This window comes from Micromonospora sp. NPDC003776 (assembly GCF_053605645.1).
The window spans coordinates 1-14,609 of the sequence record NZ_JBSGJR010000107.1; the positions used below are offsets into that span (position 1 = coordinate 1).

The window sequence follows — 14,609 nt, forward strand, 5'->3', positions numbered from 1 at the left end:
AGTGCGCCCGTTCCCGCCCCACGGTCAAGCGCTCGCAGTTGGCCGGCTGGGCCGGCTACAGCTACTGCGCCTCCCACTCACGCTGGTTCTGGGGATTACGGCTGCACATGATCTGCACCCCGGCCGGGCTGCCGGTCACCTGGGCCCTGGCCAACCCGGCGCTCGACGAACGGCAGGTCCTGACCGCCGTGCTCGAACACGACCCGGGCCTGCTGGGCGCCCGCCCCGGCCTGCTGATCATCGCGGACAAGGGCTACGTCTCCGCCGAGTTGGACCGCTGGCTGGCCGAACGCGGAGTGCGGCTGCTACGACCGTCATACCGCAACCGCACCCCACGCCCCGACGAACACCTACTCAAACCGATCCGGCAGCTCATCGAGTCGGTCAACGACACCCTGAAAGGCCAACTCGACCTGGAACTACATGGCGGCCGCAGCATCGAAGGCGTCGGCGCCCGCATCGCCCAGCGCATCCTGGCCCTGACCGCCGCCATCTGGCACAACCGCAGCACAGGCCAACCCGTCACCCGATCCTTGACCGCCTACGACCACTGATCAGGGTTAGGACTTACTCGTCAGTCCAGCCAGCGGCCGACGATCGGTTCCAGCGGCGTGGTGTTGATGTAGTGCAGCTTGTACCGGCCTTTGCGGCTGGTCTCGACCAGACCGGCTGCCTCGAGAATGTCCAGGTGCTGCGAGATCGCCTGCCGGGACGAGCCGAGCCCGTGCTTGGTCGCCAGGCGTGCGCAAATCTCGGTGAGCGTCTGCCCGTTGTGGTCGGTCAGCTCGTCGAGGATCGTTCGGCGAGTCGGATCGGCCAAGGCCTTGAAGACGTCGCCCATCGATAAAATTTATGCAAGCAATGACTTGCATGTCAACATGGTCGGTTCACACGCCATAGCCGGAGGCGACAATCCGCCGGGCGGCCTCGGCGTAGTGGGCCGAATCGCCCGGCTGGGTGCCGAGGCCGTCGACGTACCGGTTGAACATGCAGAAGGCGGCCGCGATGAGCACCGTGTCGTGGATTTCGAGGTCAGTCGCGCCTTGCGCGCGAGCCTCGTCCACCATCTCGCCCGTGACCGTCTGGCCGCCGGCCTGAACAGCGGCCGCGATGCGCAGCAGCGAACGTAGCTTGGGGGTGACGGGCGCCTCGTCCGGTGCCTCGTGTACCCGCTGCACCAGCTCGACGCCGCCGGACAGCTGAACGGCCGCGAAGGCCGAGTGCGACGAACAGCAGAACGTGCATTCGTTCAAGCCGGACACGTACGCGGCGATGAGCTCTCGCTCGCCGGGAGTCAGGGGATGCGGCTGACTGCGCAGCAACGCCTCGGCCAGGTCGTTGAGCGGCTTGGCGGTCTCCGGGCGGTATCGCATCAGGCCAATGATGCCCGGATTTTCGCCCTCGTCCAGGCCGAGACCGATGTGTGCCATGAGTTCCTCCCGTCCGGCGGCGTACCGCTCAGGCTAGGCCGCGAAGATGCAGTACACGTCTTGCAGATTGCTCTCGAGCGGCAAGCTCATCGCAGCGACTGAAGGCACAACATCAGGCTGCGGGCCTCGATGTTGACCTGGTAGCTCGCCGGCAGGAAGGCGGCCAGTTGGCCCACGCTGAGCCAGGTGTAGTCGGGCGGAGCGTCCAGCGGGAAGTCGTCGCCGACCTCGAGCACCATGTGCCGGGTCAGCGCGTGGTGGAAGCGGCCGCCTTCCTCGGACTGGATGACGTCGTAAAGGATCCGGCCTGCACCGGACAGGACCAGATCGAGGTAAGGCGGCCGCAGCCGCTCGGGTAAGCCGGCAAAGTTGTCCGGTGTGCACTGCACCGTGGGGCCGAGTTCCACCGTGTCGCGGTAGCCGGGGCGAAGGTCGGCGTGAACGAGTACGTGTGGCACACCGTCTACGTGGCGCAGCACAAACGCGACCAGGCCCGTTCCGCACGGTGCCAGCAGGGGCTGATGCCACCGGGTGACCTCTCGGTTGCTGGCGTCGACGGACACGCCGATGATGCGGAAGTAGCGGCCGGCGTGATGGCGGATCTCGTCGAGCTCGCGCCGCCAGCCGATCACCTCGGCCAGCGGCACCGATCGTGTGCGCACGGTGTAGCAGGACTTACGTTCCGTCAGCCAGCTGCGGGCCTGGATGAGCGGCTGCCAGGCACCTTCATCCACGCACAGCACTGAACGGGTCAGCGCACGCCCGAACTCACCGGCGTCGCCTGGCAGGTCGCCAGTCATCGGGAGGCAGGACAGCACGGTGCGGGCGTCCATGTTCACGACGTTGGGCCGGTGCAGCAGGGCGAGGATCTGGCCGAGGGTGAGCCAGATGAAGTCCTCGTGCGGCTCCATCTCCCCGGCCACCTCGATGACGATGTTCCGGTTGCGCTTGCCGCGGAACCATGAGCCCTGCTCCGACTGGAGCACGTCGACGAGGACCCGGCCGCGGTCTGGTCCGATGAAGTACTCGACGTACCGGGAGGTGCTGCCCTTGTGCGTCCGCAGGTAGTTGCTCGGCGTCGACTGCACGGTGGGGGACAGCTGCATTCCGTTGGCGTTCCCCGGCTCCATCTTGGCCTGCAGGAGGAAGTGCAACACGCCGTCGATCTCGCGGACGAGGATGCCCAGGATGGCCCGTTCAGGCTGATGAATGATCGGCTGCCACCACTCCCTGTACGGGCCGAAGTCGGTGTTGACCTGCATGCCCTCAATGCTGAAGAACCGGCCACTGTCGTGCACCAGGTCGCCGCTGTCGGGGGCGAAACGCCACCCGGCGAGCTGGGCGAAGGGCACGCGGGTCACTCGGGACGGGTTACGTTCGCGGCGCTCGGTCAGCCACCGTTCCACCATCTCGGGCGGTTGTGGCAGGTGCCGCGCGGACACGGCCAGCCGGTGTGGGAGGTCGCGGCCGTACGTGACGGCCGTACGGTCCGCAGTGCGGTCGCCCATGACACTCCTATCGAGCCGCGTACGCCGCTTGATTTTCAGGTAGCATTTGCCCGAACGTCAAGGCTCCGAGACTGCCAGAGCAAGCTCCAAATTGAGCAAGCCTGGACTAATATAAGCCGTCCGCATATCTTGAAGCCCGGTGAAGACGCTGTCGGCACCGTGTGAACCGGATGGGAGTGAATATGACTGCCGACCCCGAATTGGCCATCAGTGCCACGGATCTGGCGAAGACGTACGGTGAGGTCCATGCCCTGGACGGCCTGAACCTGTCAGTGCCGGCCGGCACGACGTTCAGCGTGCTCGGCCCGAACGGGGCCGGCAAGACGACCGCCATCAAGATCATGACAGCCCTTCTGCGTCCGGACTCCGGCTCGGTCCGGGTCCTCGGTCACGACGTCGTGCGCGAGCCCGACGCGGTGCGCCGGCGGATCGCCCTGACCGGACAGACCATCTCGCTCGATGAGGACCTGTCCGGCCTGCAGAACCTCATCCTGGCCGCCCGGCTCAAGGGACTGCGGCCCGCCGCCGCGGCCCGGCGCGCCGGTCACCTGATCGAGGCCTTCGATTTGACCGACGCCAGCAACCGGCTGCTGAAGACGTACTCGGGCGGCCAGCGCCGACGCGTCGACATCGCGGCGAGTCTGGTGGTCACCCCCGAACTGCTCTTCCTGGACGAGCCGACCACCGGTCTCGACCCGCACAGCCGCGCCGACGTCTGGAAAATCATCCGGGCGCTGGTCGCTCAGGGCAGCACAGTCCTGTTGACCACGCAGTACCTGGAGGAGGCGGACCAGCTTTCCGACCGGGTCGCCCTGATCGACCACGGCCGCACGGTGGCCGAGGGCACGCCGGCGGAGCTGAAGTCCCGGCTCTCCTCGGGCACCTTGTATGTGGGCCTGCGCGACCACGGCCAGCGGGCCGAGGCTGAGCGCGTGCTCAGCCAGGCACTGAACACGACAGTGACGCGCGATCCGTCCGGGCAGCGGCTGTCGGTGCCGGCCGCGGATCCGCAGCGCGCCCTGCAGGCACTCGACGAACTGGCCCGCGCCGGCGTCGAGGTCAGCGACTTCTCGCTGGACCAGCCGCCCCTGGACGAGGTGTTCCTGGCGCTCACCGGCCGCCGGGTGCAGGCCGACGACCGTGAAGAGGTAAGCGCATGACCACCCCATCCATGACCGCTCCGGCCACGGTTGACGGGCTGTTCGACACTCCGGACGCCCGTGCGGACAAGGCGGGCGCACTGTACGCCTGCCGCACCTTTGCGTGGCGGGGACTGCTCAAGCTGAAGAACGTTCCGGACCAGCTCGGTACCGCCGTGATCTTCCCGATCGTGCTGACCCTGGTCTTCACCTACCTGCTCGGCGGCGCCATCGCCGGGTCGCCACGCCAGTACTTGCAGTTCTTCCTGCCCGGCGTGATTGTCATCGTGCTCGTGTCGTCGAGCTGGAACAGCGCGCTGTCGCTGAACCGGGACATTGCGACCGGCATGTTCGACCGGGTCCGGTCGTCTGCGATCTGGCGGCCGTCGGTCATCGTCGGCGCCTTGGCCGCAGACGTCTTCCGGTACTTGCTCACGTCGGTCGTCGTACTGCTGGTCGGGATGCTGCTCGGGTTCCGTCCGCACGGCGGGCTGTCGGGTGTCGTGCTCGCGCTGCTGTTCCTTCAGCTGTTCGCGTTCAGCGTCGCCTGGGTGTGGATGCTGTTCGCCGTCCTCATCCGGCAGCCGGAGGCGTTGCAGGGGCTTCTGTATCCACTGCAGTTCCTCCTGCTCTTCGGCAGCAACGCGCTCGCTCCCGCACAGACCATGCCGGGCTGGCTGGCCGCGGTGGTGAAAGCCAACCCGGTGTCGCACGCGAACACCGTCGTCCGTGGGCTCCTGCAGGGCACGGCGACCTCCGGGCAGGTGGGATCGGCGCTGCTGTACTGCGCCGTGCTCATCGTGGTCTTCGGCGTGCCGACCGCGCTTCTGTACAGCCGTAAGCAGCGCTGAGCTCGAGGCGTACGCGAGCCCATGTGCGGAAGCTAGGAGAGACAGGTAGCCGGGGTGGCCGTCGTACATCGCCGTTCCTGAGTGTGTCACGGCTGCCGCCCCGGCGAGTTCGCTATACGCTGGTGAAGTAATTGGCGAGCGATGATCAAGATTGGCACATCGGCCGACCTTGATGTCGTTCGCCCCCTCGCTCGGCGCGACGGCGCGCCGACACGATTCGGATGGAGAGACATGAGCCGCAGTAAGGCCAAGCACCCTGTCGATGAAACCGAACGCGAGCTCGGACAGCGCAAGATCGGTGCAGGTGACGCGCACTCCGCGATCATGCGTCGCGTCTACTCGGCTCCGATCGACGACGTCTGGTCCGCCATCACCGAGCCGGAGCGCATCAATCGGTTCTTCCTCCCGGTAAGCGGCGACCTGCACGAGGGCGGTCATTTCTCGATAGAGATGAACGCGAACGGCGAGATCCTCAAGTGCGAGAAGCCGCACCTGCTCCGCTTGTCCTGGTCGGCGCAGGGCGACGTCCCCGACGAGGTGGAGATCCGGCTGACCGAGGTCAAGGGCGGCACCCAGCTTGAGCTCGAGCACGCCTCGGTGCGGGACGTGTTCGTGTCGAGCGACCCGAAGACCGGCGAGTGGGGCATCGGCGCCGGCTGGGAGCCCCCCCTGAAGTACCTGGGTAAGTATCTCGCCGGCGAGCTCCCAGACAAGTCGTCTCTGGAGTGGTACCAGCCCAACGAAGAGGACGCCAATCTGAGCCGCGACGCTGGGATGGCCTGGTCGCAGGTTCTCGAGACGGCCTACATCAAGCTGCTCAAGCAGAAGAGGAAGCAGAAGAAGTAGCGGCGGCTGACCCGGTCCGCGCGGTCCGCCAGGTGGTGGTTCGGTTCGCGCCGAGCTACCACCTGACAACCATTGTTATGGGGCGTCATGATGAGCGATTCCCTCGTCCGGCAGGACACGGGTGTGGCGTTCGACCGCGCGGCCGGGGACTGGCTCGCCTGGCAGCGAACTCCGTGGGCACGCGTCTACTACACCCTGGTGCGGCACATCCTTGACGCGCTGCCGCAGACGCGGGAAGCCCTCGACGTGCTCGACGTGGGCGGCGCGAACGGCGTCGATTCGCTGCCATTGCTCAAGGCCGGCCATCGGGTGACGATCCTCGACTCCTCCCCGGTGCTGCTGTCCGAGGCGGTCGCGGCAGCCGAGCGCGATGGCCTGGATCGCGCCCGGCTACGGACCGAGCGACGAAACCTCGACGATCCACATGCCATACCCGTCCCCGACAACGCCGACGGATGGGATCTCGTGCTGTGCCACAACGTCCTCCACTACCGCGACGACCCGGCAGAACTGGTCGGTCGGCTCGTCAACGCCACGCGGCCCGGCGGAGTTCTGTCACTCATCGCGCCCAACCCCGCGATGGACGTTCTCGCGGCCGCAATCCGCGATCGCGACCCCGGGCGGGGACTGGACATGCTGGAAGCTCCCACCTCCCGCTCTGTGACGGTCGGTGTGCCGATGCGCCGCTTGGAAAGCGCGGACATCGAGGCTGCCGTCGGGGATGGAGGAGCCGTCGTCACCGCTCGCTTCGGGCTGCGGACCGTCATCGACCTCGTCTGTGACGAGGACCTGAAACGCGATCCGGAATGGCTTCACCGCACGACAGAGCTCGAACTGGCCCTGTGCTCCCGCCCGCCCTTCCGAGACGTCGCCCGGTTCTGGCACCTCATCTGCCAACGGCCGACCGGTGACGACTTCACTGAAGTTGGTATATGATTTGCAAGTATGACGACGGCACTCCTCCTCACTGGACCGCACGCCGGTAACGTTTATCCGATCCTCTCGCTCGTCCGTGAACTGACCCGCCGGGGGCACCAGGTCGTACACCTCACGACCGACGAGTTCGCCGGCGCCACGGCGTCTTTCGGAGCCTCCGTGCTGACATACGAGTCGGCCATCGCGAGCCTGGACCCGGCCGAGGTGTTCGCTGCCAACGACCCCACGCTGCCGCACATGCTGTACCTGCGGGAAAACCTGCAGATCCTCGAGGCGGCCGAGGCGGCGTTCGACGGGGCCCCGCCGGACGTGGTGATCTACGAGGACTCGCCGTTCATAGCCGGGCGGCTGATGGCCCACCGCTGGAACAAGCCGACCGTACGGCTCAGCGTCGGCTTCGCCACCAACGACAAGTTCTCGTACTACCAGGAGATGGTCGACGCGTCCGGCATTCCCGGACCGCTCACCTTCGAGCGCTTCCGCACGGCGCTGTCCGACGTCCTGCGGTCCCGCGGCCTGCAGCCGGACCTCGAGGAGTTCTGGTACAGCATTGACGATCGCAACCTGGTCTTCATCCCGCGGGCCTTCCAGTACGCCGGCGACACGTTCGACGACCGCTTTCTCTTCGTCGGGCCATCGCTGGACGAGCAGCCCGCCGACGGGTGGACGCCTCCCGGCGACCGGCCGGTGCTGCTCATCTCGTTGGGCACCAGCTTCAATGACCACCCGGAGTGGTTCCGGACCTGCGTCCGCGCCTTTGCGGATACCCGATGGCACGTCGTCATGACCTTGGGCAGCCGGGTCGACCCCCGCGAGCTGCAACCCTTGCCGGCCAACATCGAGGCACACAGCTGGCTGCCCCACATCGCCGTCCTCAAACACGCGCAGGCGTGCGTCACGCATGGAGGAATGGGCACCGTGATGCAGTCGCTGCACTGGGGCGTGCCGATGGTGACTGTTCCGCACTTCGCGTTCGAGGTCGTGGCGATGGCACGGCGGATCGAGGAACTGGGGCTGGGCCGTCGCATCGCCGCCGACCAGTTCGACGCGAAGACGCTGCACGACACTGTTGAGGAGATGACCCGGGACGCCGGCACTCTCGCCCGGGTCCAGGACATGCGACGCCAGATCCGCAACGCCGGGGGCGCCGCCCGGGCCGCTGATGCCGTTCTCGCCTGGCTCGACAGCGCGAGCCCACGGTGACCGCCACGCGACACGTGGCCCGGATCCCCATGCGGCACGCGATCCGGCTCACCATCCTCGAGCAGTCGCACCGCGCCCGGTTCGGCCACATCGGCTCCGCCCTCTCGATCGCGGACATCATGACGGCCCTGTTCAGCGGGGCGCTGCGGGGCGCAGGCCGGGACCGCGAGCGGTTCATCCTGTCCAAGGGGCACGCCGTGCTCGCTCTCTACGCGGCGCTGTACGAAACGGGGCGGATCGATCGATCGATGCTGGAGAGCTACTGCGGAGACGGAACCCCGCTCGGAGCCCACCCCGAACACGTGGTCGAGGCGATCGACTTTTCCACCGGCTCCCTCGGGCAGGGCCTGTCCTACGGGGCCGGCTGCGCGCTCGCCGCACGTCTGCAGAAATCCTGCCGGCGCACGTTCGTCCTGGTCAGCGACGCAGAGCTGAACGAGGGGGCGGTCTGGGAGGCGGCCATGTTCGCGGCCCACCAGCGTCTCGGCTCGCTCGTGGCCATCGTCGACGCCAACGGACAGCAGGCCATGGGCCCGACCCGGCGCGTGCTGGACCTCGAGCCCCTCGCACCGCGGTGGCAGGCCTTTGGATGGACGGTCCACGAGGTCGACGGCCACGACGTGGACGCAATGTCCGCCACGCTCGATTCGATCGACGGCACCTCGTCGCGCCCGCACGTACTCATCGCGCGCACGACCTCAGGAAGCGGCGTCTCATTCATGGAGGACCGCACGTCCTGGCGCTACTGGCCGCTCTCGGACGAGCAGTATTCGGCTGCGGTTGCCGAGGTCACCGCTGCGGCGTCCAGGGCCACCGCCGGGGTGGAGGCGCGATGAGGGCCGCGTTTGTCGAAACGCTCGCTGAACTGGCGGAGCGGGACTCGCGCGTCGTCCTGCTCACCGGCGACCTGGGCTTCAACTTCCTCGAGCCGTTCGGCGGCCGGTTTCCCGACCGCTTCTACAACGTGGGCGTCGCGGAGCAGAACATGGTGGGCGTGGCAACCGGTCTCGCCGAGGCCGGCATGATTCCCTTCGTGTACTCGATCGCGACGTTCGCCTCGATGCGACCGTACGAGTTCATCCGCAACGGCCCGGTCCTGCACCGCTTGCCGGTGCGCATCGTCGGAGTGGGGGGCGGGTTCGAGTACGGCAACAACGGTGCGACCCACTACGGGCTCGAGGACGTCGGGATTCTTCGCATGCAGCGGGGCATGACCGTCGTGGTCCCCGCCGACGACGCGCACGCGCGCGGTGCGTTCCAGCACACGTACGCGCTACAGCAGCCGATCTACTACCGCCTCTCCAAGGGCGGCGACCCGGTCGCCGGCCTCACTGGGGAGTTCGCGCTCGGCCGGCTGGCAAGATTGCGCTCGGGCAGCGACATCGCGCTGATCGCACTTGGCTCGGCCGTCATCGACGCACTGGCCGCGGCCGAGCAACTCAGCGTGGAGGGCGTCCAGGCGGCGGTGGCGGTGGTCGAGAGCTTCAATCCGTCGCCCGGCGACGATCTGGCCGACCTGCTGTCGGGCGTGCCGCTCGCCGTCACCGTCGAGCCGCACTTCGTGGACGGCGGAGTGGGCACGCTGGTCGCCGAGGTGATCGCCGAACGGGGCCTGCCGACCCGCCTGCGCCGCTGCGGCATTGAGGATCTGCCTCGCGGGATAACCGGGTCACAGGCATTCCTGCAGGAGCACTTCGGTCTCTCGGCGGCCGCGATCGCGGACACGGCCAGGTCCCTGGTGGCTTCCGCACGGCCGTGAGCGAGCGTGCTGATGTGCGGTCACCTCACCCTGTGCCCAACTCCACCCCGGAAGGGGGGCGAACGTCGGCACGGCGCGTACTCGTCACCGGCGCCGGCGGATTCATCGGGGCGAACCTCTGCCGGCGCCTGCTGCGGGACGGTCACACGGTGCATGCCGTCGTGCGGCCCGCCGCCGACACCTGGCGGCTGGAGGAGATTCGCCGCGATGTGACAGTTCATCGGCTCGATCTGCGCGACGCCGAGGCGGTCCACGCCACCGTCGGCGCCGTTCGGGCCGATTGGCTGTTTCACCTCGCCGCCCACGGCGCCTACTCGTGGCAGACCGACGCCGATGCGATCCTGGCGACGAATGCGGAGGCGACGGCCAGACTCATCGACATGGCCGGCAGGGGTGCGTTCGAGGCCTTCATACAGGCGAGCTCGACGGCCGAGTACGGCTTCAAGGACCACCCCCCGGACGAGTCGGAGCCGGTCGAGCCGCACGGTGCCTACGCTGTCAGCAAGGCCATGGCGACCCGGTACGCGCGGAACGTTTCGTTGAGTCACGGGGTCCACGTCGTCACGTTGCGCCTCAGTACGGCGTACGGCACCTGGGAGGATCCTTCCCGGCTGATGCCGGCCCTCGCGATGTTCGGCCTGAGGCGGCGGCTGCCCCCATTGACCGACCCGCGGACCGTCCGGGATTTCGTGTTCGTCGACGACGTCTGCGAGGCGTTCGTCCGGGCGGCGCGCGCGTCACACCTTGAGCACGGCAGCATCCTCAATATCGGCAGTGGGACCGCAACGTCCCTGGCGGAACTCGTCGACCTGGCGCGTGGCGAACTCGGGATCGGCGAGCAGCCACGCTGGTCGACGATGGCGCCGCGATCGTGGGACCCGAAACTGTGCGTGGCGGACTGCGGGCGCAGCCACCGCCGGCTCGGCTGGCGGCCACGCCGAAGTCTGGCCGAGGGGTTCCGTGCCCTCGTGAATTGGCTCGCGCAGGACCCGGCGCCACGTCAGCGGTATGCGCGTGCGATCGGGCTACCACTCGGATGACCAGCCGCGCCAGCGGCGATCGACCCGGTCGCGTCGCTTCCGTGTCAGAGGCCGCTGCGCTTCATGTACGCCTCGATCTCGTCAGCGGCCCGGGGCGCTCCACCTGACTCGCGGATGTCGCGCTGCATCCGCAGTACCCGCTGCTTGACCTCGGTGTCGGTGGCGAGCCGCTCCACGATCGCCCTTAGCCCAATTGGGGTGATTTGGTCGGCTGGCAGCTCGTAGCCGAGGCCGAGCTTGACGGTCTGCTGCGCGAACGGGGCCGCCTCGGTGGCGAAGTGCGGCATGACGACCACCGGAACGCCCATGTCCATGGCTTCCATGGTGGCGCCGGTCGTGCCTTGGGTCAGGCACACCGTGGCGTGCTTGAGTACGGCGTGGAACGGCACCCAAGCGTGGATCTCGACGTTGGCGGGCAACGGACCCAACGCCTGAGGGTCGAGGTAGCGACCGATCGCCATGACCAGATGCCACGCGGTGCCGGCGAAGGCGTCCGCGCACATCTTGAAGAAGTCCGGCTGCTCGTTGTGTAGGGTCCCGAGGGACACGAGCAGGACCGGCGTCTCGGGGTGGGGCGGCTCCCAGTGCGCGTTCTCCAGCCGGCCGGTGAAGTTCGGGCCGGCGAACACGAACCGCTCGTCGAACGTCTCCGGCGCCACCGTGTACGACTTCGGTAGGTAGATGATGTTGAGGTCCTCGATTTCGCGCCAGTATTGCTTTGGTGGCGTGTCGACGCCGTACTCGGCGAGCAGGTCGACCAGCACCTTGCACACCACCTCGACGTCGGCCGGGTGGCGCTGGCCGTTGCTGGCCCACAGCGCCTCGAACAGCGAATAGTGTTCGTTCTCGGCGAAGCCGCCGCTGAGCCGGACGGCCGGGCGGTGCCAATGCTTCGCCAGCAGGCGTCCGGCCAGGAACGGCATGACGTCGTAGGCCACCAGGTCGGGCGGGTCGTCGCGCAGCGCTTCGCGCGCCGCGCGGAGGATGGCAACATTTTCCCGTACATACACGAGGTGCAACTGCGTCTCGGCGTCCTCGCGGCCAATGACGTCGGGCACGTGGAAGTCGTCGAACTCCGACTTGTATGGCACGACGGTGGCCCCGGCCGCGGTGACCTCCTCGGCGAAGGCTGGTCCCGTCATGTAAGAGATACGGTGCCCCCGTCGGGCGAGCTCGCTCACCAGGGCGAGCGACGGGAAGACGTGGCCGTGGCCCTGAACGTTGACAACGAGGATGTGACGTGGAGTCATCGCTCAGCCACCCGCCAGCGGCGGAATGATCTCGACGCGGCTGGTGGCGGTGAGTCCCACGGTGTCGTGCGGCGTCATGTGCGGGACCTGCTCACCGTCGACCACGAAGATGTGGTAGTCCAGCAGACCGCCGGCTGGACCGTGCAGCCGGTAGCTGGCTTTCGGGTGCGACTGCACGAACTTGTCGAGCAGCTCGCGCAGATTCGTCGCCTGCAGCTCCAGGCGGGCTTTTCCCGACGTGGCGTCGTGCCAGCTGCCGGGGACGATCAGTTGTGGCATCGGACGTCCTCAGAGGTCGTGAACGCAGCGGAAGCCGGTGGCGAAGCAGGCCCAGCCTGCCGGGTCACCGTGCAGCCGCTCGCTCGTGCGGGTCTGGAAGCGCAGGTTCATCCACGAACCGCCGCGGATGACGCGGAATCGGCCCATCACAGTCAGCAGCGTGTCGTCGCAGTCGGGGGAGGGACCGTAGAGCCGGCTCGGCGACGCCGTCCACTCGTAGACGTTGCCCGCCATGTCTGCCACCCCGTACGGGCTGTCCCCGTACGGGCTGAAGGTGCCGACCGACGTCGTCAGGGGGATCGGACCGCGGTCGCGGCAGCGGACCCTCCACCAGGCACGCCAGTCGGGTAGGCCGCGGCTGGCGTTGCCTAGCCACAGCTCTGTGGTGTTGGCCCACGCGCGCGACCAGTTGTCGCCCCACGGCCAAAGCCGATACCCGCAGCCGCGGGCGGCGAGTTCCCACTCCGCCTCGGTCGGCAGTCGCTTGCCCGCCCACGCGGCGAACGCGTCGGCGTCTTCGACGGCGATGTGTACGACGGGATGGTCGTCAGGAGGTTCGTAGTCGACGTCTCGCCCGGCTGGGCGGCGCCAGCACGCGCCCGGTGCCTGTTGCCAGTAGTCCGGGCCGTACACGAGGCTCCAGCCGCGGCGCTCGGCAACCGTCTGGTATCCGGTGGCCTCGACGAAGGCCGCGTACCGGCCGACGGTGACCGGGTAGCGGTCCATCACGAACGGCGTGACGGTCACGAGAGTCTGGGGAGTTTCGTCCCGAAACCACGGCGTGGGCAGTGACTGCTCCTGCCGCGCCAGCCACTCGATCACCCACTCTGGTGAACCGAGCTGAAGGGTCGCTCCGTCGATCCGAACGGACTCGGTGACCTCAACGCTGCTGAGCGTCGCTTCGCCGTAGGTTGCCATAGCGCCACCCTGTTCGTTGGAAGCCTCCAAATCCTATAGCGGCCGAATCGCAAAGGGCAAGATTGACGCAGGCCGACACCGCTGACACTATCAACTTCTATAGCGTCTGGATCTGTTTGTGGTTGTCCTGCCGTCGTGGATGATCCCTCCTGCTTCGACCGGGTCTATCTCCACGCGGCCCTTCCGACGTCAGGAGCATTCCGATGAAGGTTCTGTTCGTCTCGTCGCCCGGCCTCGGGCATCTCTTCCCGTTGATCCCCCTGGCCTGGGCGTTCCGTGCGAGCGGCCATGACGTGGTCATCGCCACGGCTGAGCACGCCGAGCGCGCCGCCCGGTCCGGCCTCGAGGTCGTCGACATCGCGCCGCACTTCAGCTCCGTCGCGGCCTTCGAGCAGGTGGCCAAGGACGATCCCGATTTCATCGCGACCGTCGCGACCCGACCCGCGGTGGACCTCGCCGAGTGGGGAGTTCAGATCGCGGCGGTGAACCGTCCGCTGATCGACGGCCTGATGACCCTCACCGATGACTTCAAGCCCGACCTGGTGGTCTACGAGCAGGGCGCCACCGCCGGCCTTTTCGCGGCCGCCCGGGCCGGAGTGCCCGCCGTGCAGCGCAACCACGGCGCCTTCGCGACCGGGGGAATGCACGAGGCCATCGCTTCGTTCCTCGGCGACTTCTTCGACAAGTACAACCTGCCGAATCCGCTGCCGAAGCCGAATGTGATCATCGAGTCGTTCCCGCCGAGCATGATTCTCGACCGCTCGTCGGAAGGCTGGTTCATGCGGTGGGTGCCCTACGGCGGGGGAGAGGTGCACGGCGACCGCTGGCCCACCGCCTCCTCCGACCGACCCCAGGTCGCGGTATCGATGGGCACCATCGAGCTACAGGCCTTCGGGCTTGGTGCGGTCGAGTCCATCATCGCGGCAGCCGCCCAGGTGGACGCTGACTTCGTGCTGGCCCTCGGTGACCTCGACGTGGCACCGCTGCGGCCGTTGCCGCCGAACGTCCGCGCGGTCGGCTGGACGACTCTGCACCGGCTGCTCCGCCAGTGCACCGCGGTGGTGCACCACGGCAGCGGCGGCATGATCATGACGTCGATCGAGGCCTGTACGCCACAGCTGCTGGCGCCCGACGCCCGGGACATGTTCCAGCACTCCGGGCGCAATGCCGTCCGCAAGCTGGGCGTCGGTCTGGTGAGCACAGCGGAGGAGGTCAGCCCTGAGCTGCTGACCCAGCTGATCAGGGACGAAGAACTCGCCCGGCGGATGACGGTGGTGCGCGACGAGATCCATTCGCTGCCCTCGCCGGCCGAGACGGTGCGGCGGATCGTTGCCGAGATCTGAACGGCCACCACGTTGCGGGGGGGGGGGGGGGGGGGCGGCCCCCGGCGCCGGCGGGGGGGTGGGGCCCCCCCGCGGGGCGCCGGCGGGGGCGGGCGGGGGCGGCGGGG

The 14,609-nt window shown here is 67.9% G+C and carries 16 protein-coding genes; 10 read left to right on the forward strand and 6 right to left on the reverse strand.

All coding sequences use genetic code 11. The features are described from left to right. Nucleotides 1-554: transposase (locus ACWEVO_RS12150; RefSeq protein WP_452307576.1), on the forward strand; the 554-nt coding region annotated here is incomplete at its 5' end. 20 nt (nt 555-574) lie between these two features. Here the strand turns inward: ACWEVO_RS12150 and ACWEVO_RS12155 are convergent. The 3 genes from ACWEVO_RS12155 to ACWEVO_RS12165 all read right to left on the reverse strand — a co-directional run bounded on the left by ACWEVO_RS12155 (nt 575) and on the right by ACWEVO_RS12165 (nt 2,938). Further along, nucleotides 575-841, reverse strand: a complete 267-nt coding sequence (locus ACWEVO_RS12155) for an ArsR/SmtB family transcription factor (RefSeq protein ID WP_452307577.1) — start codon at nt 839-841, stop codon at nt 575-577. A 46-nt stretch (nt 842-887) separates the two neighbouring features. Beyond that, the gene (locus ACWEVO_RS12160; RefSeq protein ID WP_452307578.1) at nt 888-1,430 is read right to left on the reverse strand and encodes a carboxymuconolactone decarboxylase family protein; all 543 of its coding nucleotides are present in this window, start codon (nt 1,428-1,430) and stop codon (nt 888-890) included. Nucleotides 1,431-1,516: 86 nt separating this feature from the next. Continuing rightward, a complete protein-coding gene (locus ACWEVO_RS12165) occupies nt 1,517-2,938 on the reverse strand; it encodes an NDP-hexose 2,3-dehydratase family protein (protein ID WP_452307579.1) in 1,422 nt (473 codons plus the stop codon). A 182-nt stretch (nt 2,939-3,120) separates the two neighbouring features. On the opposite strand from ACWEVO_RS12165, the gene ACWEVO_RS12170 reads away from it, so the two are divergent. The 8 genes from ACWEVO_RS12170 to ACWEVO_RS12205 all read left to right on the forward strand — a co-directional run bounded on the left by ACWEVO_RS12170 (nt 3,121) and on the right by ACWEVO_RS12205 (nt 10,712). Then, a complete protein-coding gene (locus tag ACWEVO_RS12170; protein ID WP_452307580.1) occupies nt 3,121-4,098 on the forward strand; it encodes an ATP-binding cassette domain-containing protein in 978 nt (325 codons plus the stop codon). Nucleotides 4,099-4,109: 11 nt separating this feature from the next. Then, a complete protein-coding gene (locus ACWEVO_RS12175; RefSeq protein WP_452307581.1) occupies nt 4,110-4,928 on the forward strand; it encodes an ABC transporter permease in 819 nt (272 codons plus the stop codon). Between the two features lie 231 nt (nt 4,929-5,159). Continuing rightward, a complete protein-coding gene (locus ACWEVO_RS12180) occupies nt 5,160-5,774 on the forward strand; it encodes an SRPBCC family protein (RefSeq protein ID WP_452307582.1) in 615 nt (204 codons plus the stop codon). A 90-nt stretch (nt 5,775-5,864) separates the two neighbouring features. Beyond that, nucleotides 5,865-6,710: a class I SAM-dependent methyltransferase gene (locus ACWEVO_RS12185; protein WP_452307583.1), complete on the forward strand. Its 846-nt coding sequence runs from the start codon at nt 5,865-5,867 to the stop codon at nt 6,708-6,710. Between the two features lie 9 nt (nt 6,711-6,719). Continuing rightward, complete coding sequence (locus ACWEVO_RS12190) at nt 6,720-7,913, forward strand: macrolide family glycosyltransferase (protein WP_452307584.1); 1,194 nt, start codon at nt 6,720-6,722, stop codon at nt 7,911-7,913. A gap of 29 nt (nt 7,914-7,942) precedes the next feature. Next, nucleotides 7,943-8,749: a transketolase gene (locus ACWEVO_RS12195; RefSeq protein ID WP_452307585.1), complete on the forward strand. Its 807-nt coding sequence runs from the start codon at nt 7,943-7,945 to the stop codon at nt 8,747-8,749. After that, nucleotides 8,746-9,672, forward strand: a complete 927-nt coding sequence (locus ACWEVO_RS12200) for a transketolase family protein (RefSeq protein ID WP_452307586.1) — start codon at nt 8,746-8,748, stop codon at nt 9,670-9,672. Before ACWEVO_RS12195 ends, ACWEVO_RS12200 begins: the two co-directional genes overlap by 4 nt. A gap of 32 nt (nt 9,673-9,704) precedes the next feature. Further along, nucleotides 9,705-10,712, forward strand: coding sequence for an NAD-dependent epimerase/dehydratase family protein (locus ACWEVO_RS12205; RefSeq protein WP_452307587.1), 1,008 nt, complete (start codon nt 9,705-9,707; stop codon nt 10,710-10,712). Between the two features lie 44 nt (nt 10,713-10,756). Here ACWEVO_RS12205 and ACWEVO_RS12210 read toward each other — a convergent pair whose 3' ends face one another. From ACWEVO_RS12210 to ACWEVO_RS12220, 3 genes are read right to left on the reverse strand one after another with little or no spacing between them, the layout of a single operon-like run. Then, on the reverse strand, nt 10,757-11,962 hold the full coding sequence (locus ACWEVO_RS12210) for a macrolide family glycosyltransferase (protein WP_452307588.1): 1,206 nt from the start codon (nt 11,960-11,962) through the stop codon (nt 10,757-10,759). A gap of 3 nt (nt 11,963-11,965) precedes the next feature. Beyond that, nucleotides 11,966-12,241, reverse strand: coding sequence for a MoaD/ThiS family protein (locus ACWEVO_RS12215; RefSeq protein WP_452307589.1), 276 nt, complete (start codon nt 12,239-12,241; stop codon nt 11,966-11,968). A gap of 9 nt (nt 12,242-12,250) precedes the next feature. Next, nucleotides 12,251-13,159: an SUMF1/EgtB/PvdO family nonheme iron enzyme gene (locus ACWEVO_RS12220; RefSeq protein WP_452307590.1), complete on the reverse strand. Its 909-nt coding sequence runs from the start codon at nt 13,157-13,159 to the stop codon at nt 12,251-12,253. A 203-nt stretch (nt 13,160-13,362) separates the two neighbouring features. On the opposite strand from ACWEVO_RS12220, the gene ACWEVO_RS12225 reads away from it, so the two are divergent. After that, nucleotides 13,363-14,502 (forward strand): glycosyltransferase, encoded by a 1,140-nt coding sequence (locus ACWEVO_RS12225; protein ID WP_452307591.1) that lies wholly within the window; start codon nt 13,363-13,365, stop codon nt 14,500-14,502. Nucleotides 14,503-14,609 lie beyond the last annotated feature (107 nt).